Raw genomic sequence first — 25727 nt, 5'->3', positions numbered from 1 at the left:
TTCCGGAGAAGCCGTTTACGGTTACTTCTTCCCCCACCTGTACCTGGTCTTCCAGCAACATGAAAAAACCGGACACAATGTCGGTAACCAGATCCTTGGCTCCAAAGCCGATGGCAAGACCCAGCACCCCTGCACTTGCCAGAAGGGCGGAGACATTGATTTTGAATTGGGCCAGAATGGAAACAAAAGCGATGAAAATGATGACATAGGTGATGGTATTGACAAGAATGCTCTGGATGGTTTTGACCCGCTGTTGAGTGCTTTTGACCAGCTGGCTGTGGGTGGTCAGGCGGACAATTATTTTGCGGGCAACAACAATTCCGATGACTGTAAGCAGGATAATGATTCCCGCAGCAAAAAGCGATGCGACAATCGATCCCCAATGGCTGTTTAACAGAGATTGGATATTCATCATAATGACCTCCATCTTTCGTATTGCGAAATGATTGCAAAATAAAATATAATTTTCTAGGTATCTTAATTGGCAGGGAAGGCGAGAACATGAAGCATTCATGGTCTGTCCAGGCATTCCGGCTGATGGTCTGGATGGTTTGTGTTGCTGGAATGATACAAGGTTTGTTGATTCCACTGTTGACAATGCTGTTGGAAGAAAAAGGTGTCCATGCGGGCACAAACGGATTAAGTGCTTCGGCCTTGTATATCGGGATGTTGATCGCATCTCCCCTTGGGCCAGTTGTCATCCGGCGCTTCGGAGTGAAGAAAACCATTTTGCTGGGAACGTCCATTGTGATGGTTGCCACCAGTTTTTTCCCTGTTTTCTCTGGCTTCTGGGTTTGGACAGGGTTGCGTCTGATTGTCGGAATCGGTGACAGTTTCATGCATTACGCGACGCAATTGTGGATCACCATGAATGCTCCCGGGGAAGAGCGGGGACGTCGTATTTCCCAATACGGTTTTGCCTATGGATTGGGTTTCGGGATCGGCCCATTGGGGCTCAATCTGTTAGCATTTGGCCAGGCAGTGCCGTTTCTGGCCGCTTTGTCAATACTTGCCGTCTCCTTTTATCTGGCAACCCGGTTAAAACTGGCTGCAACCTCCGATGAGCTGAAGGAATCAGAGGTGGAAAAAGGTCACACCCGATTGGGGAAAGTTTACCGTCTGGGCTTTATCGCTTTTTGTTCACCGCTCATTTACGGATTGTTGGAAACTGCCCTGACGGGAAATTTTCCCATTGTTGGTTTGCGTGAAGGCATCGAAAAGAGCTGGATCTCCATTTTTATTTCGGCATTTGTCTGGGGAAGTCTCCTGTTTCAGGTGCCGCTCGGTGTGTTTGGTGATAAAATCGGGCGCAAAAACCTGTTGCTGATTGTATGTTCTCTCGGTTCCTTGGGCATGTTTCTGATCCCGCTGTTTTTGTCCAATGTGCTTTATCTGTTTGTTTCATTCATGCTGATTGGCGGGCTGGTCGGTTCCCTGTTTTCATTAGGGCTTGCTTTTGCCGCTGATTTGCTGCCATCCCGATTGTTGCCGGTGGCCAATGTGATTGCTTCGGTTCATTTCAGCATTGGAAGCATTATTGGCCCTTATACAGGCGGGCACCTGATCGAAAAGGCCGGAGGAAATGCCTTGTTTGTCCTGATCGGATGTGTTTTGGCCGGTTATGTTTTAATGATCGTTTTGGAAAAAATCGTGAACAGGCCCAAACCAATCGGGAACAAGGATCGACAAGCGGTCTGAAGCCCTGGGACTTTGCGGCCAGGTTCAAGGGATGATCAAGGCTATCCCTTTTTAATAGGTTCGTTGTGTCCAGCCTTTTCCATGGAAATAAAGCAGGATTACTTGACCGCGGGTCTCAATCACCGCATTTTTTACATACCAGCCGCGTCCGTTGACGGATTTGTCTGTTTGGTAGTGAAACCGGATAAAACGGGCTTCCTTGGGAATGGGAATGGAAAGCGTGATCCAGCCGGGACTGTTGCCGGTAAAGTTCCCCGGTTGCAGTACCTGCCACTGCATGCCGTCTGTTGAGACCTCAATCGTTCCCCGATCCGCTTCCGGTTCAATCCGGTGCCAGGTGGAAAAAGAAAGTGTCCGTTCATCGGATGCAAGCGGGAGAGACGCAACGAGCGAGCGGGAAAGCTGATCGCCATATCCTGAAAACCAGACGGGCATTGTTCCAAGGATCCGGACCGGGATGGCGTCTGCCGTCATCCGGGCCATTTCCCGACGCAACGGATTGTTGGAAACGGTTTTCCGGATGGGGTGAACACGATTGGTCAGGAGAATGGTTATTGTTCCGTGACTGCGATGGATTACCAGTGATGTTCCCGTAAAACCGGTGTGGCCCATGACGTCAGGGCTGGCCAGGGCATCCATGTACCATCCCTGGTTCAATTCCCACCCCAGTCCGTGGTCATCGCCTGGAAAAGAAGTAGTATAATTTTTTTCCATCAGACGGATTGTTTCTTTTTTCAGGATTCGGGTTGAACCGTATTTTCCATCCATCAACATCATATGGGCAAAAATGGCCAGGTCACGGGCTGTTGAAAAGACTCCGGCGTGCCCTGCGACGCCATCCAGTGCAGCGGCGTTTTCATCGTGGACTTCTCCCCACACCATACTCCGTCCTGTCCATGGCTGATATTCCGTTGCCGCGATTCGATGTTTCAGTGAGCGGGGAGGATTGTAAAAAGTGTCATGCATTTGGAGAGGTTCGGTAATTTCTTGCCGGACAAATTGATCCAGGCGTTTGCCGGAAAGACGCTCGACAAGAACCCCCAGGGTAACCATGTTTAAATCACTGTAATTATAAGTGGTTCCCGGCGGATTCTCCAGCGGGTAGCGAAGGGCAATTTGTAAACGCTGTTGACGGTCTGTTCCCATTTTATACAAAGGAATCCCTGAGCAAAAGCCGGAGGTGTGGGTAAGCAGCTGGCGGATGGTCACCACCTGTTTCCCGTTTTCAGCGAATTCGGGGATGTATTTGCTGACAGGATCGTCCAGTTGGAAGTATCCTTGTTCGTACAATTTCATGACAGCCACAGCGGTAAAAATTTTGCTGATGGAAGCAAGATCAAAGATCGTATTGTTTCGCATGGGGATCGGGGGGACCAATGGAGTAAACTGATTGTCGCTGTAACGGGCGGCATATCCATATGCCTGATGTTTGACAATCGTTCCTTTCCGTGCGACCAGCAGGACTGCTCCCGGAGTAACCTTTTTCCGGATGGCCTTCTCCAGATAGGAATTCATTTGGTCCAACGGTGTGGAAACCATTCCTGCTGTTTGCGGAAAGCCGGGGGTCAAAATGGGGTTTGCAGGACGTGAATCCCCCCAGCTGGATGGTCTTCCAGTGTGGCTTGCAGAAGGATAGTACGTTTTTTTCTCTCTGCGTTCCATGCTGTGCTCCGGTTGTTCGTCCGCTCGGGTGCCGGATGCGGTCGCAGCAGGAGAAATTGTTTGGAAGATCAGTCCTGTTGCAAGCAGCAGACGGAAGCAGATTTTCCTAAACACACAGAATCCTCCTCCTTTTTCCTGGTTTTAATACCATTTTAGCAAACGTTAGGATGATGAATGACATAATATTCCAGTTTTTCCCTGCAACCGTGAAAACATGAGCGGACAGCAAACAAGCGGCTGGTCAAGACAGAGTAAAACTCCAGCCATCAGAGGCGATTTGCGTTGCCGGAAAGATGGCCTGCGCTTCCTTCAACAAATCCTGGTATTCGTCTTTCTGGAAGCGGGAACTGATATGATTCAGGATCAGGTGTTTGGCACCTGCTTTTTTGGCGGCGGCGGCAGCTTCGGTACAGGTGGAGTGATAATAATTGGCGGCTAATTGCTCCTGCCCTGCACGAAAGGTTGCCTCATGAACCAGCAGGTCACACTCTTTGGCGAGAAGGCATGAATTATCCGTGGTTCTCGTATCGCCGAGAATGGCAATCGTTCTCCCTTTTTTGGGTGGCCCGATGAATTCTTTTCCACTGATGGTACGCCCATCAGGAAGGGTGATGGTTTTCCCCTGTTTCAGCAATTTGTAATGAGGGCCCGGGAAAATACCTGCTTTTTCCAATTTCTCCACATTCAGTCTTCCCGGCTGGTCCTGTTCTTGCAAACGATATCCGTATGAAGGGATCCCGTGATCCAGTTTCTTGACCAAAATGGAGAAAAAAGGGACTTTCAGCCGGGTTCCATCTTGGATCTCTATGATTTCAAGAGGATAACGGAGGTAGGTCCTGCTTGTATTCAAGGCGGTATTTACAAATTCTTTCAGGCCCTGGGGACCATATATGACAAGCGGAGTCTCCGTTCCCTGAAAGGAGCGGCTGCCGAGAATTCCCGGCAATCCGAAGATATGATCTCCATGCAAATGGGTGATGAAAATGCGCTCGACTTTGTTCAGTTTTACAGGGGAGTCCCATATTTTGTGCTGGGTTGCCTCGCCGCAGTCAAACAGCCAGATTTGTCCATGATATTCCGGCATGATGAGTGCGAGGGAAGAAACGTTTCGCTCTCGTGAGGGAACTCCGGCACCTGTTCCCAAAAAATAAATTTGCATGCTGATCCCAGATCCTTTCTCAAGTCTGTGTGAGTGATTCTGAATGTTTCCGGTTATGTGCAAGCACCTGCTCAGCCGCTTCATGGACAGACGAAACCACATAGGTTGCATGCTGTTTTACTTCGGCAGGAGCGTGTTGCATGGCAAAGCTGTGGGGGGTGAGGCGCAACATGGACACATCGTTGAATGAATCGCCAATTGTCACGATTTCTTCGGGTTTAAACCCAAATTCGTCTGCCAGTTTTTTGAGGGATGCTCCTTTGGATATGCCAGGTGGCATGAAGTCAAGGCAATCTCTGTCAGAAATAAAAGAGTCAACTTGAGAAGGAAAGGTTTGCCGGATATGCCGGTTTAGTTGCCTTAACTTTTCCGGGTGCCCGAAACAGGTGATTTTGCTTGGGAAAAGGGTTTTTCCCAATTCCTTGTCCATTTCCGGAAGTACCTGAACCGACAGTTTCATTCGTTTTTTTATGGCCAGGACGGCGTCTGTCTTTTCAGCGACAAACATTTCGTTTTCCAGATTGATAAAGCAAGGCAGCTCGAACGATTTGGCTTCTCTGTAGATTTGTCTGGAAAGTTTGCCGGAGAAAGTAACCGATTGTAAGCATTCACCATCCCTGGTATAGATAAAAGCCCCATTTTGGCTGATTCGATGGAACCGGCCTTGAAGCAGGTTCCCGATTTTCACCAGTTCGTGATCCATTCTGCCTGAAGCCAGGGCAATGTGAAGTCCGGCCTCCATCAGTGCTTTGAGGGCTTTTTGATCCTCGGGCGCAACTTGTTTTTCGTGGTTAAAAAGGGTATTATCCAAGTCACTTACGAAAAGTTTAATCATTTTTTCCACTCTTTCTATTTGGACACTTGTTAAATTCCATCTTTATGAGGGTATCATAAACGAGACGCTCTATGGATGCATTCGGTCGCTTGTCCAGTTTTTACAAGCGCAAGAAAAATATATTCATTGACAGGGGAGAATGTCATGAACATTCTTTTTTACGTCCTGATGTTTGTCATTTTGTCCATCTCTGCAGGTGTTGCCTGTTTCTGGTGGAGAAGGCAGTATGCGCCCAATCCGGCATGCAAGAATCCGGCCAGGTTTTTAAAACCGCAATCCTGGTCGGATCAGGAAGTAACGATTGGCTGGGTGGGGCATTCCACGGTCCTGATCAATTTTTACGGTACTACCATTTTAACAGACCCTGTCTGGAGTGATAAAGCGGGGATTCATCTGGGATTCAACTGGACCATCGGTCCAAAGCGGCACACAAGACCAGCCCTGAAAATGGAAGATTTGGGGAAGGTTGATCTCATCATCCTGTCTCATGCCCATTTGGATCATTTTGATGTGCCCACTCTGAAAAAACTGGTTCATCCTGAGACAGTCGTCATCACACCGGAGAACACTTCCCGATTGCTCCGTTCGATGGCCTTCTCCCATGTGCTGGAGTTAAGTGCCGGTCAAAGTACAAACCCGCTTCCGGACAAGGACTTAATGGTCAGGGCAATTCCGGTGAGACATTGGGGGAACCGTTATCCATGGAACCGGAAGTATGGCTATCAGGGGTATTTGTTGAGCAAAAAGGATACCTGTCTCTTTTTTGCCGGCGATACGGCATATACACCGGAGTTTGCCCGTTTGCGCCAATGGGGAAAGATTGATGTGGCATTCATCCCCATCGGAGCATATGAACCGGCCCAATTGCAGCGGGCGCATTGTACGCCGGAACAGGCCTGGCAAATGTTCAGGGATATGGGAGCGGAGAAATTGGTCCCCATTCACTGGGATACGTTTGTGCTCTCCTTTGAACCGGTGGATGAACCGCTAAAACGCCTGCTCAAGGCGGCCGGGGAAGAAAGAGACAGGATCGTGATTCGGGAACACGGGCAAACCTGTTGCTTTACAAAGCAGTTTTCCGAAACCCTTGTTTGATCCGTTCCTTTTCCAAAACAAGCTTTATTCAATCTTTGTTCATTGAATGAAGCGATTTTTCCTGCAGCTGTTCTCTTTTGACAATGGCCGCCTTGATCGCCATATAATCGACCGATTCAGGCAATTCATCCTTGATGGGCCGCAGTTTGTGGGCTCCCAGTTCTTCAATTTTCTGCATGATCATCTCTTCATATTCAGCCGGTATAAATTGATCCCAGTCCAGTTCAAGACCTTCCAGCCCTGCCCGCAGCAAATGGTCTTCGATGGTTCCGCGCTTCAGGTTTCGCTCTCTGGCAATTTCGGAGATCGTTTTTCCCTGCAGGAACATGTGATAGGTCTTTAAATGACTGGGGTCTTTTCCTGTTGTTTTCGTGCGGACCGGTGTTCCGCCGTGCTCCTTGACATATTGCCGGATCGTTTTCAGGAAATGGTACCCGTATTTGTGAAACTTCATTTCCCCCACACCGGAGATAAAGCGCATCTCTTCTTCAGTTACCGGCAAACGTCGACACATTTCTTTCAGGGTGCTGTCCGGAAAAATCATATAAGGAGGAAGTTGTTCTGTTTCAGACAGTTGTTTGCGCAGAGCCAGAAGTTTGTCAAGAAGCGGATTTGTTCTGGTTTCCGCAGCCTTGATCCGTTTTTCAGTGTCCCGGTGAAGGTAAACAGACTGTTTCCCTTTTAGTACTGCCAATGCTTTATTGGTCAGCCTGGCAAGGGGAAAAGGGCGCTGATCGTAAACCAGGGTCAAATAGCCTTCTGAGACAAGAAACTGGCACAGACGGAATACTTCTTTCTCGGTGTACTCTCTCATAATTCCATAGGTAGAAATGCGGTCCAGTTTCCAGTCGCAAAGCCGCTTGCTTTTGGAGCCTCTCAAAATTCTGGCAATCATCGTAAGCCCAAATCGTTCACCTGTCCGCTTGATGCAGGAAAAGATTTTTTGGGCTTCCACCGTATAGTTGGCCAAATCCCCCATTTGTTTGCGGCAGTTTCCGCATTTCCCGCACGGCTGAACAGACGGACTGCCAAAATAGGCGACCATTTCCTGCTGCCAGCATCTTTGGGAATAGCAATAGTTGATCATTTTTTGCAATTTGCTTAGTTCCAGAGTTTTTCGCTCTGTGGTGAGACCGGAGTGCTCAATCAGGTATCTTTGCATCGAAATGTCCCGGGGAGAGAAGAGAAGAATGCATTCGCTTTCCTCTCCATCCCGGCCTGCCCGCCCCGCCTCCTGATAATAACATTCCAGATTGCGGGGAAGTTGATAATGAATAACAAATCGCACATTGGATTTGTCGATTCCCATGCCAAAGGCGTTGGTTGCTACAATAACCTGAACCCGGTCATAGGAAAACAGCTCCTGGGCATGTTCCCGTTCTTCCTCATTGAGCCCGGCGTGGTATTTCGCAGCCGAAAACCCGTCTTCAACCAGGGATGCATAAACTTGATCCGTATCTTTTCTGGTTGCACAATAAATGATCCCTGTTTGATGCAGATGATTTTGCAAATAATGATGGATATAGTCCAGCTTGTTTTCGTCATGACGCACAAAAAAGGACAGGTTCGAGCGATGCAACGGTGTTGAATAGATATGTGATGATTCGATTTTCAGAAGCTGGGCGATGTCCTCCTTCACATCCGGCGTGGCTGTGGCCGTCAATGCTACAATTAACGGGTGGCGCGGCAAGGATAACAGTTTTTTTGCCATCGAACGGTAACTGGGGCGAAAATCATGTCCCCACTGGGAAATGCAGTGCGCCTCATCAACGGTGACGAAGTATATGGGAAGGGTTGAAAAAATCTCCTGAAAAGCTTCTGTTTCCAGGCGTTCGGGAGCAATATACAGCAGTTTGTATGCTCCTTCTTTCAGCTTTCCCATTCGCCGCTCAACTTCAGCCCGCGACAGTGAACTGTTGATATAGGTGGCAGCAATATTCAATTGCCGCAAACTGTCTACCTGGTCTTTCATGAGTGAAATCAGGGGAGAAATGACCAGCGTAATTCCGGGAAACAGTAAAGCCGGAATCTGGTAGCAGATGGATTTTCCTCCCCCTGTCGGCATGATTCCCATCGTATGGTAACCAGCCAAAATACTTTCAATGATTTTCTTTTGCCCGTTCCGAAAAGAAGAAAATCCGAAAACTTTTTGCAGCAACAATTCAGCCTGTTGTATCAATGGATCAACCCCCGGCTTTCGCCATCAGGCAAAATGTCCTTGTCGGAGAAACTTGCAATAAAGTAAAGATATATTCCAATGGTGAACTTGTAAACAAAGTGCGGGAAGCGATGTCCCCAAAAAAAGGCACCTGTTTTACGATGCCCGTTTCAACATGAAGATGACTCCTGACCCTTGATTTGTGACTGGGAGGGCCGAATAGCCAGGCTGTAACCCCACTTCCGAACTTTCGTCGTCATAATCCTTTCCCCTTCATCACGGTTTTTGGTTCATTATATCACCTCTGCAAACTTAAGTATATCCATCGTATCTACACAGGACAGGTTTATACCAGATTTTTCAAAACAATTCTTGTGCTATGAGATATGACTGAAAATATAAGGAACTTTTCAGAATAAAGCAGGGAAGAGTTGAATTGACTGCCGGAAGAACAAACCCATAAAATAAGGACGGCAGAGTACAGTCTGTACAGACGGGAGGAAAAGAGATGCTGTTTATAGACAATCAAAATATCACAGATCCACGGGTGAATCTGGCGATTGAAGAATATGCACTCAAGTATCTGGATATTGGAGAGCCTTATCTGCTTTTTTATATAAATGAACCCTCGATCATTATCGGTAAGCATCAAAACACGGTTGAAGAAATTCATGTCGATTATGTGCGAAAGAACAATATCCATGTGGTTCGCCGCTTATCCGGCGGCGGGGCCGTCTATCATGATTTGGGCAATCTGAATTTCAGTTTCATTACCAAAGACGACGGCAAAAGTTTTGCCAACTTCCGCAAATTTACCGAACCTGTGATTGAGTCATTGGGTTCGCTGGGGGTTAAAGCCGAACTGAGCGGTCGAAATGATATTCTGGTCGAAGGCAGGAAAATATCCGGAAATGCCCAGTTTTCCACCAAAGGGCGCATGTTCAGCCATGGAACGTTAATGTTTGATGTGAATTTGGATAATGTAGCCAAAGCGCTTCAGGTAAAAAAGGAAAAAATCGAATCCAAAGGGATCAAATCCATCCGCAGCCGGGTGGCCAATATTGTTGATTTCCTGCAAAAACCGATTACTATTCTGGAGTTTCGAAAGCTTTTGCTGGAGCACATTTTCCATGGGCAAAAACCGGTTCCGGAATATGTGCTGTCAGAAGGGGATTGGAAAAAAATCCGCGAGATTTCGAATGCACGTTACAAAAGTTGGGGCTGGAACTATGGTGAATCTCCTGCTTTCAACATTCAGCGGAGCCATCGTTTTCCTGTCGGAACCATTGACGTGCGCCTGAATGTGGAAAAAGGATTCATCCGTTCCTGCAAGATCTATGGCGATTTCTTCGGGGTCGGGGATGTCGGGGATCTCGAGGATCGTCTCACAGGAATCAGATATGAACGAAATGAGATTGAAAAAGCGTTGGCAGACATGAATGTGAAACATTATTTCGGCGCCGTCAGCAAAGAAGACTTTATACACCTTGTTTACTGACCAGCCCGTTTGACGCAAACTGATAAAAAGACGGAGAGAAGGGGGAACAACTCTCTTCACCCGTCTTTTTTTATTTGTTTTCGACCGGTCCTTCTTCGAGCTGTCGCCAGTGCGCCAGCGTTTTTTTTACAATTTTTTGTACGACAGCGGCAGGATCAGTCTGATTGTCACGCGCAACGGTTTCCAACTGTTCGATTTCTTCCAGTGTCAACCAAAAGTTAAAAGACATAAAGGCATCTTCATTTGCCGGGTTGGGTTGTCTCTTTTTGAACAACACGAATGAACCCCCGCTTTCTCCTATTTAAATCAGATCCTTATTGTAGGTTTTGATAAAAGTGGATAAAAATCCTTTTTATTACACTCTGAAATGAAAAAGAGTTTTTTGGGATGATGATTCCCGGATAATAATCTGTAATCAACACATTACGCTTAAAAATAAATTATAACAATATTTTAATTATAAATTAAATTTGCATAAAATATGCTTATATCATGAAGGTGTTTTTATTTCCGAAACAAAGATAAACATCGGGCGAAGGGGTGATATTTTGGAAAAGGGAGAAACATGGTATGGCCGCAACGGGACGCCTTATGAGGGAGTAAAAGCAACCATAGACAGGATTACGGCCAGAAAAGTGAGTATCAGTTATGACCGCATTGTTCATGTCGATGGATCTCTGGTGTGTGGCCAGACGATGTACAGAGGGGAGTTTCAACGGATGTTTGATCCGGTGCAACAACTGGAACTTGACCTTTAACAGCAACGGAAAAAACATCTGTCTGCTGGTCCGCATTTCCTTGAAACAGGAGGAAAAGCTTGGGAAGCGATTTCTGGAGTGGAAGCGGAAGTGTACGGAAAAAGTGCGAAACAGTATGGCAAGTGAGTTTTGCGCCTGACTAAAATCAAGGCTGGAGGCCTCTCCGCTTCCCTGCAAGTATTCACCAAATCCCGGTCCTGGGAAACATGAACAGAGCATTAAATTATCAGTAAATATATATTATTTTAAATATACTAAATATTATTGACAAATATCTCAATTTTCTATTAAAATTTATACGAGCAAGCGCTTGTTTGACAGAAAGGGAGGGAGTATGCCAAGACTTGAACGAAGGGAAGAAATTTTGAAAGTTGCCGGCCGGCTGTTCAGCAAGAAAGGGTATCATGGAACGACGATCCGGGATATTTCCGATGCGTGCGGCATCTTGTCAGGCAGTTTGTATACCCACATCAAAACAAAAGAAGACTTGTTGTATGAAATTACGGACCGGGGGGCGGAATGCTTTTTGCGGTCGATACGTTCCATTATGGAAAGTGATATCTCAGCCACGGAAAAATTGAGACAAGCAGTGCGTGCACATATGCGGGTGATTGAAGCGAATCTGGAAGCGGCAACCGTGTTTTTCCAGGAGTGGAAATCCCTCTCTGAAAAGAGGTTTGCCAGGATTCAGGCAAAACGGGATCAATATGAAACAATGTGGAAGGAGATTCTGGAACAGGGAATCAGGCAGGGAGAGTTTCGCGATACCGATGAAAAATTTGCGCGGCTGCTGTTGTTGGCTGTAGGAAACTGGGTTTATCAGTGGTACCGTCCCGAAGGAGACCTGTCAGCTGAGGAGATCGCTGACAGGTTTGTGGACCTGTTGCTGGAAGGGTTGAAAAAGAGAACATGAAGAGACACCGGGGAGGGGTGCATGTTGACAGAGGAAGCACGTTTTCAGGCGTTTATGGACAGGATTAACCGAGGCGAAAAAATCGAGGCTACGGACTGGATGCCAGAAGAATACCGGCTGCTGTTAATCAAGTTGATCCATATGCATGGTGTCAGTGAAATTATGGGAGCCTATCCGGAAAAAGAATGGGTGCCCAAAGCTCCTACCTTGAAAAGAAAGCTGGCCATTATGGCCAAGGTACAGGATGAAGTGGGACATGGCCAACTGCTCCTGAGGGTTGTCGAAGATTTGGCTGCTCCACTGAATAAAACCCGCGAAGATTTAATAGAAGATATTTATAAAAATAAAGTCAAGTTTCATAATGTCTTCCATATGGAAGCCAGAAGCTGGGCAGATGCCGGCCTGATCGGATGGCTGGTTGACGGTGCAGCCATTACGATTCAGGCTTCATTATTGCAATCCTCATACGGCCCGTACGCCCGTGTATTGAAACGGGTCTGTGCTGAAGAGAGTTTTCATATGAAACATGGCGAGAGCATCATTCTTGCCCTGGCCACGGGAACCCCCGAGCAGCGGAAGATGTTGCAGGAAGCGCTTGATTACTGGTGGGAGTCACTTCTCTTTTTCTTTGGCCCCAGAGAGATCACCCCGGCTGTAGACCGCATGCTTTATTACCGGATTCGGGTTTTGACCAATGAAGAACTTCGGCAAAAGTATCTGGATAAATATGTCCCGAGAATTCAGTCACTGGGCATCAAAATTCCTGACCCTCAATTGCGCTTTGACCGGGAAAAGAACTGCTGGGTTTATACCGATCCCGACTGGGACAGATTCAGTCGGATGGTTCACTTTAATGAAGGGCCCAAGTCGAGGGAAAGAGTCGAGATGCGGCGCCAGGCTCATGAAGATCAGCGGTGGGTAAGGGAAGCTTTGTTGCGTGCCCGTAAACAGGCAGTGTAAAGGGGGTTGTTTTAAAATGGCAGAAAACAAAAAGGACTTTGATATATTTGAAGTTTTTGTTCAGGAAACCCATCTGGATTCGCACATTCATGTTGGAAGCCTGGTGGCTGCTTCTCCTGACCTGGCCATGCAAATGGCGCGTGAGAACTTTTTGCGGCGGGATCAGGCAGTGAATCTGTGGGTTGTTTCCCGGAGCCAGATCACGGCAACTTCTTACGAATCGCCTTTTTTCAGCCGGGAGATGGACAAAACGTATCGCGAAGTTTCCGGTTACACCGAGAATGGACGACTTTGGCGGATGTTCAAGGAAAAGGACATGGATATTGAAGAAATTGTCGCTCATGTTAGGGAGCAAAGCAATCCGGTTGCCCAGGAAGAAGAGAAGCCGGAAAGGAGAGAGTCCCGGTGAAAATAGAACAGGCATCCGTTGCAAAAAGCAATCCGGTTTACGCTGAGGCACTTGTCAACTGGCTTTACCAACTTGCCGATGATGAACTGGTTATCGGACACCGCGATTCCGAATGGCTGGGGATGTGCCCGGATATTGAAGGCGATGTGGCCTTCAGTTCGATTGCCCAGGACGAAGTGGGACATGCCAATTTTTATTTTACTCTCCTGCACGAATTGGGAGAAAAAGATCCGGACGCCCTGGCGTTTTCCCGTCCGGCAAACAGCAGGCGCAATGCTCTGCTTCTGGAACACGAAAATCATGACTGGGCTTATTCCGTTGTCCGCCACATGTTTTACGACCTGTGGGATGAGTTGCGCCTGAAAGCATTCAGTGATTCTTCCTATTTTCCTTTATCGCGGGGGGCGGCAAGAATGTTGCGGGAAGAGTACTATCATTCCCTTCACATGACAACCTGGTTCGTCCAGTTGGGAAGTGCCGGTGGTGAGGCCAAAGAAAAGATGAATGCGGCGATCAGAAAAATATGGCCCGACCTGGGAGATCTCTTTTATATCGATCAGGAAAAAATGCTGCTGCAATTCGGCATTATTCAGGAAAGCTCTGCTTCCATGAAGGAAAAATGGGAAGAGCAGATAAAAGGCCTGGTTCAGAAAGCCGGACTCACCTGGCCGGGACCGGTCCCTGGTGTTCAAATGAACGGTCGCCTGGGAGAACACAGTGATGATTTGAAACGTCTCATTGAAACGATGGGAGAAGTGTATACCCTCGATCCGGCAGCAAAATGGTAAGGGAAAGGGGGCAATTACGTGAATCAGGAACTGCTGGAAATCTTGCAAGAGGTAAAAGATCCGGAGATCCCGACAGTGTCGGTTGTGGAAATGGGAATGATTAACCGGGTAACCCGCGAGGATGATACCATTTTTGTCGAGATGATCCCTACTTTTGTCGGGTGTCCCGCTCTGGACATGATCCGGCAGAATGTGCAGGATGAATTGAAACAAAAGACAGGGGCAAAGAAGGTTGAAGTGGAGTACACTTTTCATCCGCCATGGACCAGCGAACGAATCACCAGGGAAGGCTGGGAAAAATTAAGAGAGTTCGGGATCGCATCGCCTGGACAAAAACATACAGATATTCCGTCATGTCCCTATTGCGGAGCCGACGAGGGAGATGTGGAAAATATCTTTGGCCCTGCGGCGTGCCGTGCCATTTATTATTGCAGGAAGTGCCACCAGCCTTACGAAGGGATGAAAAAGATATAAAAAAGGGGAATTCAAACATGTTTCAACCCGAATTGGAAACGATCTCGCGCGACGAGCTGCATCACTTGCAAAATGAGCGGTTGCAAAAAACCGTAACAAGGGTTTACGAGCATGTCCCATTTTATAGAAAGCAATTGGATAAAATGGGGATTCATCCCAAAGATTTTGCTGGTATCGATGAGTTGTCCCAACTCCCATTTACCGTCAAAAAGGATTTGCGGGATTATTATCCCAGGGGTTTGTTTGCAGCCCCGCCTCACGAAATTGTCCGGTTGCACGCGTCTTCGGGAACGAAGGGAAAACCGACGGTTGTCGGTTATACCCGCCAGGACCTGAATCACTGGGCTGATGTCTGTGCGCGTTCCATTGTTGCGGCGGGTGGCACACCTGGTGATACCTTTCACAATGCGTATGGTTACGGTTTGTTTACCGGCGGCCTGGGTATTCATGCCGGCGGCGAAAAACTGGGAGTTTCTGTGGTTCCTGCCTCGGCAGGAAGCAGAATGAGACACATTACTCTGATTGAAGATCTGAAACCGCGTGGAATTGCCGGAACTCCCACTTTTCTTTTAAGCATTGGAGAAACGATGAGACAGAATGGAAAGGATCCGAAAAAATCCAGCCTGGAATATGGCATTTTTGGAGCTGAACCCTGGACGGAGGAGATGCGCAGGGAACTGGAAGAGATGTGGGGGATTCAGGCGGTAGATATTTATGGGCTTTCGGAAGTGATGGGCCCGGGTGTGGCTATTGAATGTTGGGAAGAAAAACAAGGGCTGCATATATTTGAAGATCATTTTCTTGTGGAAGTGATCCATCCGGATACCGGCCGGCCTGTGGAAGAAAATGAAACAGGCGAGCTGGTATTCACCAGTCTGACCAAAGAGGCGCTTCCTCTTTTACGCTATCGAACCGGAGACCTTGCTTCTCTCTCCACGAAACCATGCCGGTGCGGACGGACGCATGTCCGAATGTCACGGGTGAAAGGACGGATTGATGATATGCTCATTATCCGGGGGGTTAACGTTTTTCCGATGGAAATTGAACCGGTTGTCCTGGAGCATCAGGAACTGGCTCCTCATTACCAGATTGTCATTGAGAAGAAAGGATCGCTTGATGAACTGACGGTCGAGGTGGAACTGGCGGACACCTGCCAGGGCGTGGATCTGGAAGGTTTGAACCGTCATTTGCGCCGAAAACTGAAAGATGTGTTACAAATTTCGGTGCAGGTTCAGATTGGTACGCCTGGCACGATTCCCCGCAGCCAGGGAAAGGCCGTGCGAATCATTGACAAGCGGACCAATTGACGGGACAAATTTATAGAAAGGAAAGGTTTTCATGGTCAAATTAACTGCTTTATACAAACAGCCAGAGGATCAAAAATCATTTGACGAGCATTATTACCAGACCCACTTGCCGCTTGCCGGGAAAATGCCCGGACTTGTAAAAGTGGAAGTGACCAGATATTCAGCAACACCGATGGGGGACAAATCTCCATATTATTTGCAGGCAGATCTGTATTTTGAAGACAAAAAGGCACTCGACGACGCCATGAAATCTCCGGAAGGAAAAGCGGCGGCCAAGGACGTGATGAGTTTTGCCGGAAAACTGGTCACTATGATCATTGGCGAAGTTCAGGGTGAGACAAAGTGAGCGAACCCCGGTTTGAAAAGTTGGCTGTCATCGGGGCAGGCACAATGGGGATTGGCATTGCGGAGGTATTTGCCGCAGGCGGACAGGATGTGAAAGTCGTCGAAATCAGTGAGCAGGTTTTCCAAAACGCGATGAGTGGGTTGAAAAAACGGCTTCAAAAGCGGGTGGAACGCGGAAAGATCAGGCAAGAATTTGCCGAAAAAGTGTTAAAACGCGTTCGATATGTTCCGGATATTCGTGAATTGGTTGATGCAGATCTTGTGATCGAGGCGATCGTTGAAAAACTTGATGTCAAACAGAATATTTTTCATGAACTTGCTGAAGTAACCTCTCCCAATACCATCTTGGCTTCCAATACTTCCTCTTTATCCATCACTTCGATTGCGTCTGCGGCGCGCCATCCGGAACGGGTGATGGGAATCCATTTCTTCAATCCGGCGTCCCGCATGCAGCTGGTAGAGGTGGTTCTGGGGGCCGAAACGGCCCCCTCCCTGGCCGAACAGGTGAAAAGATGGCTGAAGGAACTGGACAAAGAGCCGGTCATTGTAAAGGATACCCCTGGTTTTCTGGTAAACCGGATTGCGCGCCCCTTTCATCTGGAAGCATATCGCTATGTTCAGGATCAGATCGCGTCCAAAGAGCAGGTGGACCGGATTATGCGCACGGCCGGTTTCAGAATGGGGCCGTTTGAATTGCAGGATCTGATCGGGATCGATATCAACTTTGCTGCTTCCGTTTCCGTTTTTGAAGGGAACTTTTATGATGCGCGCTATCGTCCCCATCCCTTGCAGCGGCAAATGGTTGAACAGGGAGCAATTGGCAGGAAGGCAGGAAGGGGGCACTATTCTTATGAAAAATGAAGTGATTGTTCTGGGAACAGGCCCGCTTGCCAACAGAATGGGCCGGTTTTTGGAAGAGCGCGGCTGTCAGCCTGTGCGGGCAGATGAAAAACCAAGGTCAGATGCACTGGCATTGATCGATATCACTGCGGGAATGGAGGGAGAGAAAAAAACATCCCTCTTGAAATGGGAACAAAACCTCTCTCCCGATACACCAGTTTTCACATCCGTTCTTCATCTGACGGCGACACAGATTGCTTCCTGGCTGCAACATCCCCATCGCGTGGTCGGTTTTTCTCCGCTCTTTTTTGAAAAATGGGATCGGGTAGAAGTTTCCTGTCCCTTGCAGGCAGAAGGAGACAGCCGTTTCGAAAACGCTCTTTCATTGCTTGCAAAATGGGGGAAAAAAGCAGAAATTGTCGGGGATGAACCGGGACTGGTTTTCCCGAGGACACTGGCGCTATTGGTAAATGAAGCAGCTTACTGTTTGCAGGAAAAGACAGCGAGCAGGGAAGATATCGATTTGGCGATGAAAAAGGGGACCAATTTTCCCCAAGGTCCGCTCAAGTGGGCGGATGATGTGGGCATTGACCAGATTGTAGCCATTTTGACGGGACTTCACCGCGAGTTGGGGGACGATCGGTACCGGCCCGCCTCCCTCCTGCGCAAAATGTACTATGCCAGGTATTGGGGAAAAGCGGCAGGCCGGGGCTTTTATGAATACGGTCAGATGTCTGATCCTGCGACGGGAGAACCGAGGTGAACAGATTGAGAGAAGTTGTAATCATCGATGCGGTACGCACACCGATTGGACGGTTCAAGGGAAGTTTGAGCCATGTGCGGGCCGATGATCTGGCTGCCCATGTGATTATGGCATTGCTGGATCGCAACAGGAACGTTTCAGCAGAGGAGATTGAAGATGTTATTTTTGGCTGCGCCAATCAGTCCGGAGAAGATAATCGGAATGTGGCGCGGATGGCTGCTTTGCTGGCCGGATTGCCGGAAAAAACAGGAGGAGTCACCGTAAACCGTTTGTGCGGTTCAGGCCTGGAAGCGGTCAATCAGGCTGCTGCCGCAATCGCCATGGGGTGTGGAGATGTCATGATTGCCGGCGGCGTGGAGAATATGACGCGCGCGCCCCTGGTGATGCTGAAACCAGAAACAGCGCTGGCCAGGGGAAATCATACGCTGGTGGATACCACACTTGGCTGGCGGTTTGTCAATCCGCGACTGGCCGCCATGTATGACCCGATCAGTATGGGGGAAACAGCGGAAAATGTAGCAATCAAGTACAATGTCAGTCGCGAGGACCAGGATCGGTTTGCACTTTCCAGCCAGCAAAAGGCTCAACGCGCCTGGGAAGAAGGTCGGTTTGATACGGAAGTGGTGCCGATTGAGGTTCAGGAACCCAAAGGGGAAAAGAAGATCTTTTCGCGTGATGAACATCTTCGGCCCCAAACAACCCTGGCCAGGCTGTCCGGGTTGAAACCGGCCTTTCGGCAAGGAGGGACTGTGACAGCCGGCAATTCATCGGGGATTAATGACGGGGCTTCGGCTCTTTTGTTAATGAGCAGGGAAAAGGCAACCTCGTTGGGGCTGACCCCCCTGGCCAAAGTAGTCACATTTGCGGTGGAGGGAACCAATCCGCTTTATATGGGGATCGGACCCGTGGGCGCAACACACAAGGCACTGGCAAGGGCAGGGTTAAAGCCGGAAGATTTCGATCTTGTCGAAATGAACGAGGCATTTGCTTCGCAGTCACTGGCATGCATTCGCCAGTTGGGATTGGACGAAGAGCGGGTGAATGTAAATGGCGGTGCCATTGCCCTCGGCCATCCGCTGGGAGCCAGCGGAGCAAGAATCATGACCACGCTGGTTCATGAACTGAAAAGGCGGAACGGGCGATACGGTCTGGCCACGATGTGTATTGGCGTGGGGCAGGGAATTGCCACAGTTGTTGAACGGGAAAGTGGATGGTAATTCAATCAGGAAAAGGAGCGAATGATGATGTTGCGGGAAAAAGTAAAACTCCTCCAGGAAAAATATGATCTGGTCATTAATGGGCAGGAGGTTCCGGGGACCAGCCATGAATATTTTGCCGTCTTTAATCCGGCCACCGGAGAGAAGATCAGCGAAGTGGCGAAAGCGACCAAAGAAGATGTGGACAAGGCGGTAGAAGCGGCAAGAGAAGCACTTGCCAACAGCAAATGGGCCCGGTGGCCTGCCGCCCGGCGCGGGCAGATTCTGAACAAAATCGCGAAAATCATGCGGAGCCGTTTTCAGGATCTGGTGGAACTGGAAATACTGAATACCGGAAAAGCCTTGTCTGCTGCACAGGGACAGGTGATGCAGGCGATTGAAGATATGGAGCTGTATGCCGGGGCGACCACAACGATCCAGGGACATACCAAGCCGGTTCCCAATGGTTTCTTCCATTACAGTGTCAAGGAGCCTGTCGGGGTTTGCGCACAAATCGTGCCCTGGAATTATCCCTTGATGATGACTGCTTGGAAAATAGCTCCGGCCCTGGCTGCCGGATGCACAATCATCCTGAAACCGGCCAGCCTGACCCCCCTTACCGCTCTGGCACTGGCCGATATCTGCCATGAAGCGGGAGTTCCGGCTGGAGTGATCAATGTGGTGACGGGAAGCGGTGCTGAAATCGGTTCCTATCTGGTCGGGCATCCCGGTGTGGACAAAGTGGCGTTTACCGGAGAAACTACCACTGGCAAAGACATTATGGCCAAAGCATCCGAAACATTAAAACGGGTCACTCTGGAACTCGGAGGCAAGTCCCCGAACATCGTATTCCCTGACGCCGATCTGGAAGGAGCGGTCAACGGTTCGGTTTTTGGCATTTATTATAATACGGGGCAATCCTGTGAAGCCAGGTCGCGTTTGTTTGTTCATGAAGAGATTTACGATGAATTTGTGGAAAAATTTGTTGAAAAGACAAAAAAACTGAAGCTTGGTGATCCTTTCAGCAAGGAAACCCATGTGGGGGCTGTCATTTCCCGGGGACAATGGGAAACAATCGATGGTTATGTCAAGTTGGCGGAAAAGGAAGGGGCGCGCGTCATCTATGGCGGGAAACGCCCGGACGGGGAGGAGTTTTCCAAAGGTTACTGGTACATGCCGACGGTCATTGTGGATGTTACCAATGATATGCGGGTGGCTCAGGAGGAAATCTTCGGCCCCGTGGTTGTCATCATGAAGTTCAGGGAAGAAATAGAAGTGATCCGGATGGCCAATGATACCATTTACGGGTTGGCGGCCGCTGTATGGACACAGAACCATGGCCTTGCCCATCGCATTACCTCTCAGTTGAAAGCAGGCATTGTCATGGTGAACAACCCCATCTCCACCTTCCCGGGATTGCCGTTTGGAGGTTATAAACAATCCGGGTTTGGCCGTGAACTGGCTCTGGAATCACTCGATTTGTACATGGAAACGAAAAGTGTTCTTTCCTATGTCGGACCAAAACCGCTGAATATCTTTGGAATCTGAGGAGGAACAAGATGAAACCAGGACTTGAGCCCGGTTACCAGGAAAAAATGTCAATCGTCGTAAGAGAAGATATGGTTGCTTCTTTCGGCGGGCAGATGGTTCATCCGGTTTTGTCCACAGTGTCGCTGGTCTATTATATGGAATGGACCGGGCGCAAAGTGATATTGCCTTTTCTGGAAGAAGATGAAGAAGGAGTGGGAGCATCGATCAATATCCGGCATCGGGCACCCGCTCCTGTCGGAAAAACAGTCACGTTTGTTGCTACTGTAAAAGCAGCAACCCCGCAAAAAGTGGTATGTGAAGTGATTGCCGAACATGATCGGGCCATTGTAGGGGAAGGCGAGTTTGTCCAGGTGATCATCCCGAAAGAAAAACTGAAGGCTCAGATTGAACGAATGAGATAAAATATGGCAACGTTAAGGTGTTACCATATTGAAGACGATTTTTAGGTCTCGTTCCGCTCCACCTTGCAGGGAAGTAGTCAAGGCGCTCAGCGTTCGCTTACGGTCAAACAGTTTCGCCCGTTTTCCTTTCAGCGAACACTTTCGCTTTCGGCGGCTCCAAAGTCAATTTGCCTCTAAAAATCGCTTTCTCAGACTTTTGATAATATGAAGCCCCCAATCCTGGAGCTGATTGCGAATAGTCAAACTGAGGGGGAACGTTTATGCAATAAATGGACGGCAGTTTGGTGGCAGTAATGCTTGTATTTTCCTTCTCTGTACAGGTGGCTTCTGCAAAAATGTTTGCCAGAGGGTTCGCAGATATTGCATCGACCTATGACAGCGAGGTCTTCCATGCGAAAAAAGGCACAATTGTCTTTGCAGAAAAGATGCGCCTTACGGATCAGGAATACATTGATGTTCGTGTTGAACTCTGCACGGCCGATGGTGAAGTGATCCAGACGCGTATCGGTAATGTGTACAATTTTCACTCAAGTGCGGAATCACCATTTACCGTACCGGAAAATGGTGAGTATTATTTCCACCTTGTCAATGAAACACCAGACAGTCATTGGTGGTTGAACTACAAAGTTCATGACCATTATAAACCCATTTAAAAAGGGGGGAGCTTGCTGAGAAATTCAGCAGGCTTTTTATTTTATGTGGTTAAAAATATACAAAAATAATTTTAAAACAGTACAGATTGCCAATTTGTTTCGGATAACCCGGTTTGTAATGGAATGGACATAAAATGAAATTGCTTACACAGATTGGAAGATGTTATAATCAGGCTAGCAGAGATTAAAAATTATAAAGTTTTTCCTTTTATATTAAACAAAACTTTCTGTAATCCAATGTAGCATGTGTGATTATCACAAAAAAGGAGTGGTTTTTCAAAAAACAGGGATTGCTGCAGGAGAAACCAATCTTGAGTGTTGGCGGAATGTCTCAGGTGTTGAATAAGAGTCTCTGATCCAATCCAACAAAGTAGGAGAGAGGTTACTATGTTAACAGCCAGACGTATTTATTGGCCGCCTGTGAATCTCGTTGGTCCCGGTAGTGTCAAGCTTGTGGGAGAAGAAATCAAAAAGTTGGGAACAAAAAAGGCTTTGCTTGTTTCGGATAAAGTATTAAACAAAATTGGCGTGGTAAAACAGGTTACCGATGTTCTGGATCAATCCGGAATTGCTTATGCGGTTTTTGATGATGTAAAGCCAAATCCAACAACAACAAATGTTCATGACGGATTAGCTCTCTACAAAAAGGAGAATTGTGATTTTGTCATTACTGTTGGCGGGGGTTCACCGCAGGATACCGGCTCGGGAATAGGCATTCTGGCGACAAATGGCGGTAATATTGCCGACTATGAAGGAGTTGGCAAATCGAAAAACAAGTCCGTACCGATTGTGGCTGTCAGCACTACTGCCGGAACAGCTGCAGAAGTAACCATAAATTATGTAATTACCGATGAAAAGAGAAAAGTGAAAATGCTGATGATTGATCCCAATGCTCTTCCGGCAATCGCCGTGAATGATCCGGAATTAATGCTTAAAAAGCCAAAAGATCTGACTGCAGCAACCGGTCTGGACGCACTTACACATGCGATTGAAGGATATACAGCCAGGGGAGCCTTTGAATTGTCGGACGCCATTGCTTTTAAATCGATTGAACTGATCGGCAAATATCTGGTAAGGGCTGTAGAAAACGGTTCTGATCTCGAAGCCCGTTCCGGAATGAGTTGGGGCTCCTATATCGCTGGCCTGTGCTATTCTAACGCCGGACTTGGCATTGTTCACAGCATGGCACACCAATTGGGAGGGGAATATGATATGCCGCATGGTGTAGCCAATGCCATGCTTCTGCCCTATGTCATGGAGTTTAATATGGATGCCTGTCCGGAAAAATTTGCTGATATCGCAAGGGCATTGGGTGTTGATACCAGCACACTGACAGTGGAGGAAGCAGCGGAGATGGCTGTAAAAAAGGTTCGCCAACTTTCAGAAAAGGTAGGGATTCCTCCTCTGCGCCATTCGGCTTTTCAGGTAGAAGATGTCGAAAAATTGGCAGAGCAGGCCATGAATGATGCCTGTACACCTGCCAATCCAAAGGATGTTACGAAAGAAGATATTGCAGCGATCTTTATGAAAGCTTATAACGATACACCGAAAAAAGGATGATTGAAGATAAATATGGTTTATAAAAAAGATCTTCTCGTGAAAGCTGGCATTCATTGGAACTTCTCTGATGAATTGTCAGCTTTCGCGGATTTGAAATGAATGATAAAAGCAATCAGGTATTTAAAAAATTCTGACCGGGTTTAATCAAGCAGCCAGGAGAGTTGCCGAGTAAACAGATCCTGTTTTATTATCGTTTCTTTTTTTAGGTATTGACATTTCATATTTTTGCTGGTATATTACATTTCGTCGGCTTTAAAGAACTTTGGAAACAAAATCGAATATCATGCCGAAGTGGCGGAATTGGCAGACGCGCACGACTCAAAATCGTGTTCCATTATGGAGTGTGGGTTCGACTCCCACCTTCGGCACCAAGAATCAATTGCTCTTAAATACGCCAAACGCGGATTTGAGAGTTTTTTTATAGCATAAACTAAAATTCAAGCGTGTACAGATATTAGGTGTAGTAAAAATATCACTATGTCCCAACCATTCTGTATCGGCGCAACTGTGACGAAGTTCGTGAAAACGAACTTTCTTGAAATGCCATTTCAGCATTTATGCTGGCGGGACTAACTGTTATATAAATTTTTATCAATGCATGACGCCTACTGTTGGATAGGAACAACAGTAGCAGCCTTATACAGTAACAGGCCCGCTATTATTATTCCAAATATCCATAGAACTATGGTTTCCGAGAATTCTTGCAATGTGTCATGATAAACGAAATTCGATTGTTGTGTTCTACAAACTCACGAAGCCATGCACGTTTCCACCATACAAGAGCAAATATTATGACCAATGCCGCAAAAGTGACTACGATAGGATTATAATTTTCAAAGGTTAAACCATTACCAGTTAAATTTAATACTATATACCCCGGTAATCGCCCTGCTAAGGAGATCAGGACAAGGGTGCGAATTCTAATAGTGGTGAGTCCTGCAATGAAAGAAATAATGTCATCAGGAAAAGCAGGCAACAGATAGATTAAAAAGAATACCAATCCTCCTTTATTCTTGGTAAGATGATCAAACTTATCCATAACTTTTTTATTAACAAAGCGTTCAACAAACGGACGCCCTAGTTTCCGTGCCAAAAGAAAAACAAACATAAAACCTATGGTGGCACCGATTATTGTATATATCAGTCCCAAAAGCGGCCCGAATAAATAACCTCCGATAAGTCCCACAACCTGTTCGGGGATCGGGGCAATTAAGACTTGTGCAACTTGCATTAGTATAAAGACTAATGGCCCCCATGCTCCTGCTGATATAATCATCCTTCTTGCTTCTTCCGGATTATGGTCGGGAAGCATACGACTTGCAAGATATTGGTCAAAAGCCAGTTCGTTTCCATCGGCAAGGATGGAATGAATCTTCTTGACGGGAAGCGCCTGCAGAAAGAGACATTGGAAACCGCCGGGGAACGTTTCCGTATACGTGCCATATTCAAACTTGCGATAACGGGAGATTTTCATTTCAGAGGTAGCGGCCGCAATCAAATGATCGAGCATGTCATCTTCCAACGTGCCGGCAGTCAGTTTCAAATACGCCTTGATGTTCTCTTTCGTAATGAGTGTCATGCCAATCCCTCCTTTTGGGCATAAAAAAACGCCACTCATCATGGCGTCATTCTTCGGGACCAAATTGTTTTAACTGTTCCTCATCTAAAAGTTCCCCATCTAAATTCCATTCAACATTTTTAATCAATCCGTCTCGAACCGCATTAATATATTCAAAAGTGGTTCGAAACTCATGTAAATCCATTCCCCGGAGCTTCAGATAGTTGAAAAACCGTTTCGACTTTCTTTTGGATTTCTTTTCCATCCGTCATGCCAATCCAGGGAAGCGTAGGAAACAAGCGTTTCAACTCTTCGATCGTTCTTATGTGATCCCTTCTTTTTGTTCATAATTGATTCAGATCATATTTAAATCTAGACTTCAAATTTGTAAAAAAGGTTAAAGTCTTTGGGACAAGTCGGAATAGGTTTCAAACAAGTGACAGAAGTCGAATCTACCGGATGCTTTATTCCCCAATCGGACGGCATCAGTTATGACGGATGACCGGATGCCATGGAGGAGGACTTTTCCGGTTTTCTCTATCATAGATCGGGATGGTCTAAATGCATCAATTTTTTGCGTTTTTTTCTTTCCTTCGGCGATAGGCTTCTTTGCGTTGTTTTGCTTGTTCTTCCAATTCCTGAAGCCGTTTCTCGATTTCTTCCCGCTCTTTTTGGAGTTCTTCTTCCGTTTCTTCGAGTGTGTACAAGTCATTAACGGAGACGTCCAGGACTTTGGCCATTTTGTAGAGGGTTTCCGGTCTGGGATAAGAAGCCCCGCTTCCCCACATCGTAACTTGCTGTTTGACGACACCGAGGGCAATGGCCAGATTCGTCATGTTAGGTTTCATTTTCCGCCCGTTTAAATCCAGCATGTATCCTTCTTCTTGTTTTTGGAGCAAAATTCTCTTCAAGTTTGGTTTCAACATCCGTAACATCCTTTCACCATCCATCTGCTACCGTTTATTATATCAGGAGAGAATGAACAAGTTGACATTTCTTTGGATCCGTTCATATTGAGCATGTGGTGAAAATGTAAAGAAACTGGCTCTGCTCCTCTCTAAGAGAGGAAAAAGCCTTGTGATCTGGCTGATTGATAAATTCAATTTTCTTAATTTGTTTATCTCCCTGAAATATACAACCCCAAGC

27 protein-coding genes and 1 tRNA gene are annotated in these 25727 nt (G+C 47.3%); 19 read left to right on the top strand and 9 right to left on the bottom strand.

The window, feature by feature from the left end:
* The coding region (locus H2C83_RS06325; RefSeq protein WP_181738901.1) for a mechanosensitive ion channel family protein at positions 1 to 415 on the bottom strand (415 nt) is incomplete at its 3' end.
* A gap of 86 nt (positions 416 to 501) precedes the next feature.
* On the opposite strand from H2C83_RS06325, the gene H2C83_RS06320 reads away from it, so the two are divergent.
* On the top strand, positions 502 to 1698 hold the full coding sequence (locus H2C83_RS06320; protein WP_181738899.1) for an MFS transporter: 1197 nt from the start codon (positions 502 to 504) through the stop codon (positions 1696 to 1698).
* A gap of 51 nt (positions 1699 to 1749) precedes the next feature.
* On the opposite strand, the gene H2C83_RS06315 is transcribed toward H2C83_RS06320, so the two are convergent.
* The 3 genes from H2C83_RS06315 to H2C83_RS06305 form a co-directional block, all read right to left on the bottom strand.
* On the bottom strand, positions 1750 to 3474 hold the full coding sequence (locus H2C83_RS06315) for a serine hydrolase domain-containing protein (protein ID WP_312853861.1): 1725 nt from the start codon (positions 3472 to 3474) through the stop codon (positions 1750 to 1752).
* A 127-nt stretch (positions 3475 to 3601) separates the two neighbouring features.
* Positions 3602 to 4519: a ribonuclease Z gene (rnz, locus tag H2C83_RS06310; RefSeq protein ID WP_181738897.1), complete on the bottom strand. Its 918-nt coding sequence runs from the start codon at positions 4517 to 4519 to the stop codon at positions 3602 to 3604.
* 19 nt (positions 4520 to 4538) lie between these two features.
* Positions 4539 to 5354, bottom strand: coding sequence for a Cof-type HAD-IIB family hydrolase (locus H2C83_RS06305; RefSeq protein WP_181738895.1), 816 nt, complete (start codon positions 5352 to 5354; stop codon positions 4539 to 4541).
* A gap of 144 nt (positions 5355 to 5498) precedes the next feature.
* On the opposite strand from H2C83_RS06305, the gene H2C83_RS06300 reads away from it, so the two are divergent.
* Positions 5499 to 6449 (top strand): MBL fold metallo-hydrolase, encoded by a 951-nt coding sequence (locus tag H2C83_RS06300; RefSeq protein ID WP_181738893.1) that lies wholly within the window; start codon positions 5499 to 5501, stop codon positions 6447 to 6449.
* Between the two features lie 28 nt (positions 6450 to 6477).
* Here the strand turns inward: H2C83_RS06300 and recQ are convergent, their stop codons facing one another.
* Complete coding sequence (gene recQ, locus H2C83_RS06295) at positions 6478 to 8628, bottom strand: DNA helicase RecQ (RefSeq protein ID WP_181738892.1); 2151 nt, start codon at positions 8626 to 8628, stop codon at positions 6478 to 6480.
* Positions 8629 to 9115: 487 nt separating this feature from the next.
* Between recQ and lplA the strand changes: the two genes are divergently transcribed.
* Positions 9116 to 10105 (top strand): lipoate--protein ligase, encoded by a 990-nt coding sequence (lplA, locus tag H2C83_RS06285; protein WP_181738888.1) that lies wholly within the window; start codon positions 9116 to 9118, stop codon positions 10103 to 10105.
* A gap of 70 nt (positions 10106 to 10175) precedes the next feature.
* Here lplA and H2C83_RS06280 read toward each other — a convergent pair whose 3' ends face one another.
* On the bottom strand, positions 10176 to 10334 hold the full coding sequence (locus H2C83_RS06280; RefSeq protein ID WP_181738886.1) for a hypothetical protein: 159 nt from the start codon (positions 10332 to 10334) through the stop codon (positions 10176 to 10178).
* A 319-nt stretch (positions 10335 to 10653) separates the two neighbouring features.
* Here H2C83_RS06280 and H2C83_RS06275 point away from each other — a divergent pair, with 319 nt between their 5' ends.
* From H2C83_RS06275 to H2C83_RS06200, 16 genes are all read left to right on the top strand, one after another.
* Entirely contained in the window at positions 10654 to 10863 is a 210-nt protein-coding gene (locus H2C83_RS06275; protein ID WP_181738885.1) for a hypothetical protein, read from the top strand.
* Positions 10864 to 11197: 334 nt separating this feature from the next.
* Positions 11198 to 11776, top strand: coding sequence for a TetR/AcrR family transcriptional regulator (locus H2C83_RS06270; RefSeq protein ID WP_181738883.1), 579 nt, complete (start codon positions 11198 to 11200; stop codon positions 11774 to 11776).
* Positions 11777 to 11797: 21 nt separating this feature from the next.
* The gene (gene paaA, locus H2C83_RS06265) at positions 11798 to 12736 is read left to right on the top strand and encodes a 1,2-phenylacetyl-CoA epoxidase subunit PaaA (RefSeq protein WP_181738882.1); all 939 of its coding nucleotides are present in this window, start codon (positions 11798 to 11800) and stop codon (positions 12734 to 12736) included.
* Positions 12737 to 12752: 16 nt separating this feature from the next.
* Entirely contained in the window at positions 12753 to 13145 is a 393-nt protein-coding gene (locus tag H2C83_RS06260) for a 1,2-phenylacetyl-CoA epoxidase subunit PaaB (protein ID WP_181738880.1), read from the top strand.
* Entirely contained in the window at positions 13142 to 13933 is a 792-nt protein-coding gene (gene paaC, locus H2C83_RS06255; protein WP_181738877.1) for a 1,2-phenylacetyl-CoA epoxidase subunit PaaC, read from the top strand. The genes H2C83_RS06260 and paaC overlap by 4 nt, the downstream gene beginning before the upstream one ends.
* Before the next feature lie 18 nt (positions 13934 to 13951).
* The gene (paaD, locus tag H2C83_RS06250; protein WP_181738875.1) at positions 13952 to 14407 is read left to right on the top strand and encodes a 1,2-phenylacetyl-CoA epoxidase subunit PaaD; all 456 of its coding nucleotides are present in this window, start codon (positions 13952 to 13954) and stop codon (positions 14405 to 14407) included.
* A gap of 17 nt (positions 14408 to 14424) precedes the next feature.
* Positions 14425 to 15714 (top strand): phenylacetate--CoA ligase family protein, encoded by a 1290-nt coding sequence (locus H2C83_RS06245; RefSeq protein WP_181738873.1) that lies wholly within the window; start codon positions 14425 to 14427, stop codon positions 15712 to 15714.
* Between the two features lie 31 nt (positions 15715 to 15745).
* Positions 15746 to 16060, top strand: coding sequence for an EthD family reductase (locus H2C83_RS06240; protein ID WP_181738871.1), 315 nt, complete (start codon positions 15746 to 15748; stop codon positions 16058 to 16060).
* Complete coding sequence (locus H2C83_RS06235; RefSeq protein WP_312853860.1) at positions 16057 to 16920, top strand: 3-hydroxyacyl-CoA dehydrogenase family protein; 864 nt, start codon at positions 16057 to 16059, stop codon at positions 16918 to 16920. The genes H2C83_RS06240 and H2C83_RS06235 overlap by 4 nt, the downstream gene beginning before the upstream one ends.
* Positions 16910 to 17662, top strand: a complete 753-nt coding sequence (locus H2C83_RS06230; protein ID WP_181738869.1) for a 3-hydroxyacyl-CoA dehydrogenase family protein — start codon at positions 16910 to 16912, stop codon at positions 17660 to 17662. The genes H2C83_RS06235 and H2C83_RS06230 overlap by 11 nt, the downstream gene beginning before the upstream one ends.
* Positions 17663 to 17667: 5 nt before the next feature.
* Positions 17668 to 18879, top strand: coding sequence for a thiolase family protein (locus H2C83_RS06225; RefSeq protein WP_181738905.1), 1212 nt, complete (start codon positions 17668 to 17670; stop codon positions 18877 to 18879).
* A gap of 27 nt (positions 18880 to 18906) precedes the next feature.
* Positions 18907 to 20406 (top strand): aldehyde dehydrogenase family protein, encoded by a 1500-nt coding sequence (locus H2C83_RS06220; protein WP_181738903.1) that lies wholly within the window; start codon positions 18907 to 18909, stop codon positions 20404 to 20406.
* A gap of 11 nt (positions 20407 to 20417) precedes the next feature.
* A complete protein-coding gene (locus tag H2C83_RS06215; RefSeq protein ID WP_181738867.1) occupies positions 20418 to 20810 on the top strand; it encodes a thioesterase family protein in 393 nt (130 codons plus the stop codon).
* Positions 20811 to 21079: 269 nt separating this feature from the next.
* Entirely contained in the window at positions 21080 to 21463 is a 384-nt protein-coding gene (locus H2C83_RS06210) for a hypothetical protein (RefSeq protein ID WP_181738866.1), read from the top strand.
* Positions 21464 to 21850: 387 nt separating this feature from the next.
* Complete coding sequence (locus tag H2C83_RS06205) at positions 21851 to 23023, top strand: iron-containing alcohol dehydrogenase (RefSeq protein WP_181738865.1); 1173 nt, start codon at positions 21851 to 21853, stop codon at positions 23021 to 23023.
* Positions 23024 to 23308: 285 nt separating this feature from the next.
* Positions 23309 to 23394, top strand: a tRNA-Leu gene (locus tag H2C83_RS06200).
* Between the two features lie 311 nt (positions 23395 to 23705).
* On the opposite strand, the gene H2C83_RS06195 is transcribed toward H2C83_RS06200, so the two are convergent.
* The 3 genes from H2C83_RS06195 to H2C83_RS06185 form a co-directional block, all read right to left on the bottom strand.
* Positions 23706 to 24602 carry a TVP38/TMEM64 family protein gene (locus H2C83_RS06195; RefSeq protein WP_220184042.1) on the bottom strand — a complete coding sequence of 299 codons (897 nt, stop codon included), beginning with the start codon at positions 24600 to 24602 and terminating at the stop codon, positions 23706 to 23708.
* Positions 24603 to 24648: 46 nt separating this feature from the next.
* Positions 24649 to 24786, bottom strand: a complete 138-nt coding sequence (locus tag H2C83_RS06190; RefSeq protein ID WP_181738863.1) for a hypothetical protein — start codon at positions 24784 to 24786, stop codon at positions 24649 to 24651.
* A gap of 361 nt (positions 24787 to 25147) precedes the next feature.
* On the bottom strand, positions 25148 to 25507 hold the full coding sequence (locus tag H2C83_RS06185) for a helix-turn-helix domain-containing protein (RefSeq protein WP_181738861.1): 360 nt from the start codon (positions 25505 to 25507) through the stop codon (positions 25148 to 25150).
* Positions 25508 to 25727 lie beyond the last annotated feature (220 nt).

The organism is Thermoactinomyces mirandus, assembly GCF_013868055.1.
In the GTDB taxonomy this organism is placed as follows: domain Bacteria; phylum Bacillota; class Bacilli; order Thermoactinomycetales; family Thermoactinomycetaceae; genus Thermoactinomyces; species Thermoactinomyces mirandus.
Note: the sequence above shows the minus strand (reverse complement) of the source record. Positions and strands in the feature narration are given on the sequence as shown.

Coding starts and splice junctions, on each gene's coding strand:
- H2C83_RS06320 (WP_181738899.1), top strand. CDS start 502: ATGAAGCATTCATGGTCTGTCCAGGCATTCCGGCTGATGGTCTGGATG.
- rnz (WP_181738897.1), bottom strand. CDS start 4,519: ATGCAAATTTATTTTTTGGGAACAGGTGCCGGAGTTCCCTCACGAGAG.
- H2C83_RS06305 (WP_181738895.1), bottom strand. CDS start 5,354: ATGATTAAACTTTTCGTAAGTGACTTGGATAATACCCTTTTTAACCAC.
- H2C83_RS06300 (WP_181738893.1), top strand. CDS start 5,499: ATGAACATTCTTTTTTACGTCCTGATGTTTGTCATTTTGTCCATCTCT.
- lplA (WP_181738888.1), top strand. CDS start 9,116: ATGCTGTTTATAGACAATCAAAATATCACAGATCCACGGGTGAATCTG.
- H2C83_RS06280 (WP_181738886.1), bottom strand. CDS start 10,334: ATGTCTTTTAACTTTTGGTTGACACTGGAAGAAATCGAACAGTTGGAA.
- H2C83_RS06270 (WP_181738883.1), top strand. CDS start 11,198: ATGCCAAGACTTGAACGAAGGGAAGAAATTTTGAAAGTTGCCGGCCGG.
- paaA (WP_181738882.1), top strand. CDS start 11,798: ATGTTGACAGAGGAAGCACGTTTTCAGGCGTTTATGGACAGGATTAAC.
- H2C83_RS06260 (WP_181738880.1), top strand. CDS start 12,753: ATGGCAGAAAACAAAAAGGACTTTGATATATTTGAAGTTTTTGTTCAG.
- H2C83_RS06245 (WP_181738873.1), top strand. CDS start 14,425: ATGTTTCAACCCGAATTGGAAACGATCTCGCGCGACGAGCTGCATCAC.
- H2C83_RS06240 (WP_181738871.1), top strand. CDS start 15,746: ATGGTCAAATTAACTGCTTTATACAAACAGCCAGAGGATCAAAAATCA.
- H2C83_RS06230 (WP_181738869.1), top strand. CDS start 16,910: ATGAAAAATGAAGTGATTGTTCTGGGAACAGGCCCGCTTGCCAACAGA.
- H2C83_RS06220 (WP_181738903.1), top strand. CDS start 18,907: ATGTTGCGGGAAAAAGTAAAACTCCTCCAGGAAAAATATGATCTGGTC.
- H2C83_RS06215 (WP_181738867.1), top strand. CDS start 20,418: ATGAAACCAGGACTTGAGCCCGGTTACCAGGAAAAAATGTCAATCGTC.
- H2C83_RS06210 (WP_181738866.1), top strand. CDS start 21,080: ATGGACGGCAGTTTGGTGGCAGTAATGCTTGTATTTTCCTTCTCTGTA.
- H2C83_RS06205 (WP_181738865.1), top strand. CDS start 21,851: ATGTTAACAGCCAGACGTATTTATTGGCCGCCTGTGAATCTCGTTGGT.
- H2C83_RS06195 (WP_220184042.1), bottom strand. CDS start 24,602: ATGACACTCATTACGAAAGAGAACATCAAGGCGTATTTGAAACTGACT.
- H2C83_RS06190 (WP_181738863.1), bottom strand. CDS start 24,786: ATGGATTTACATGAGTTTCGAACCACTTTTGAATATATTAATGCGGTT.
- H2C83_RS06185 (WP_181738861.1), bottom strand. CDS start 25,507: ATGTTGAAACCAAACTTGAAGAGAATTTTGCTCCAAAAACAAGAAGAA.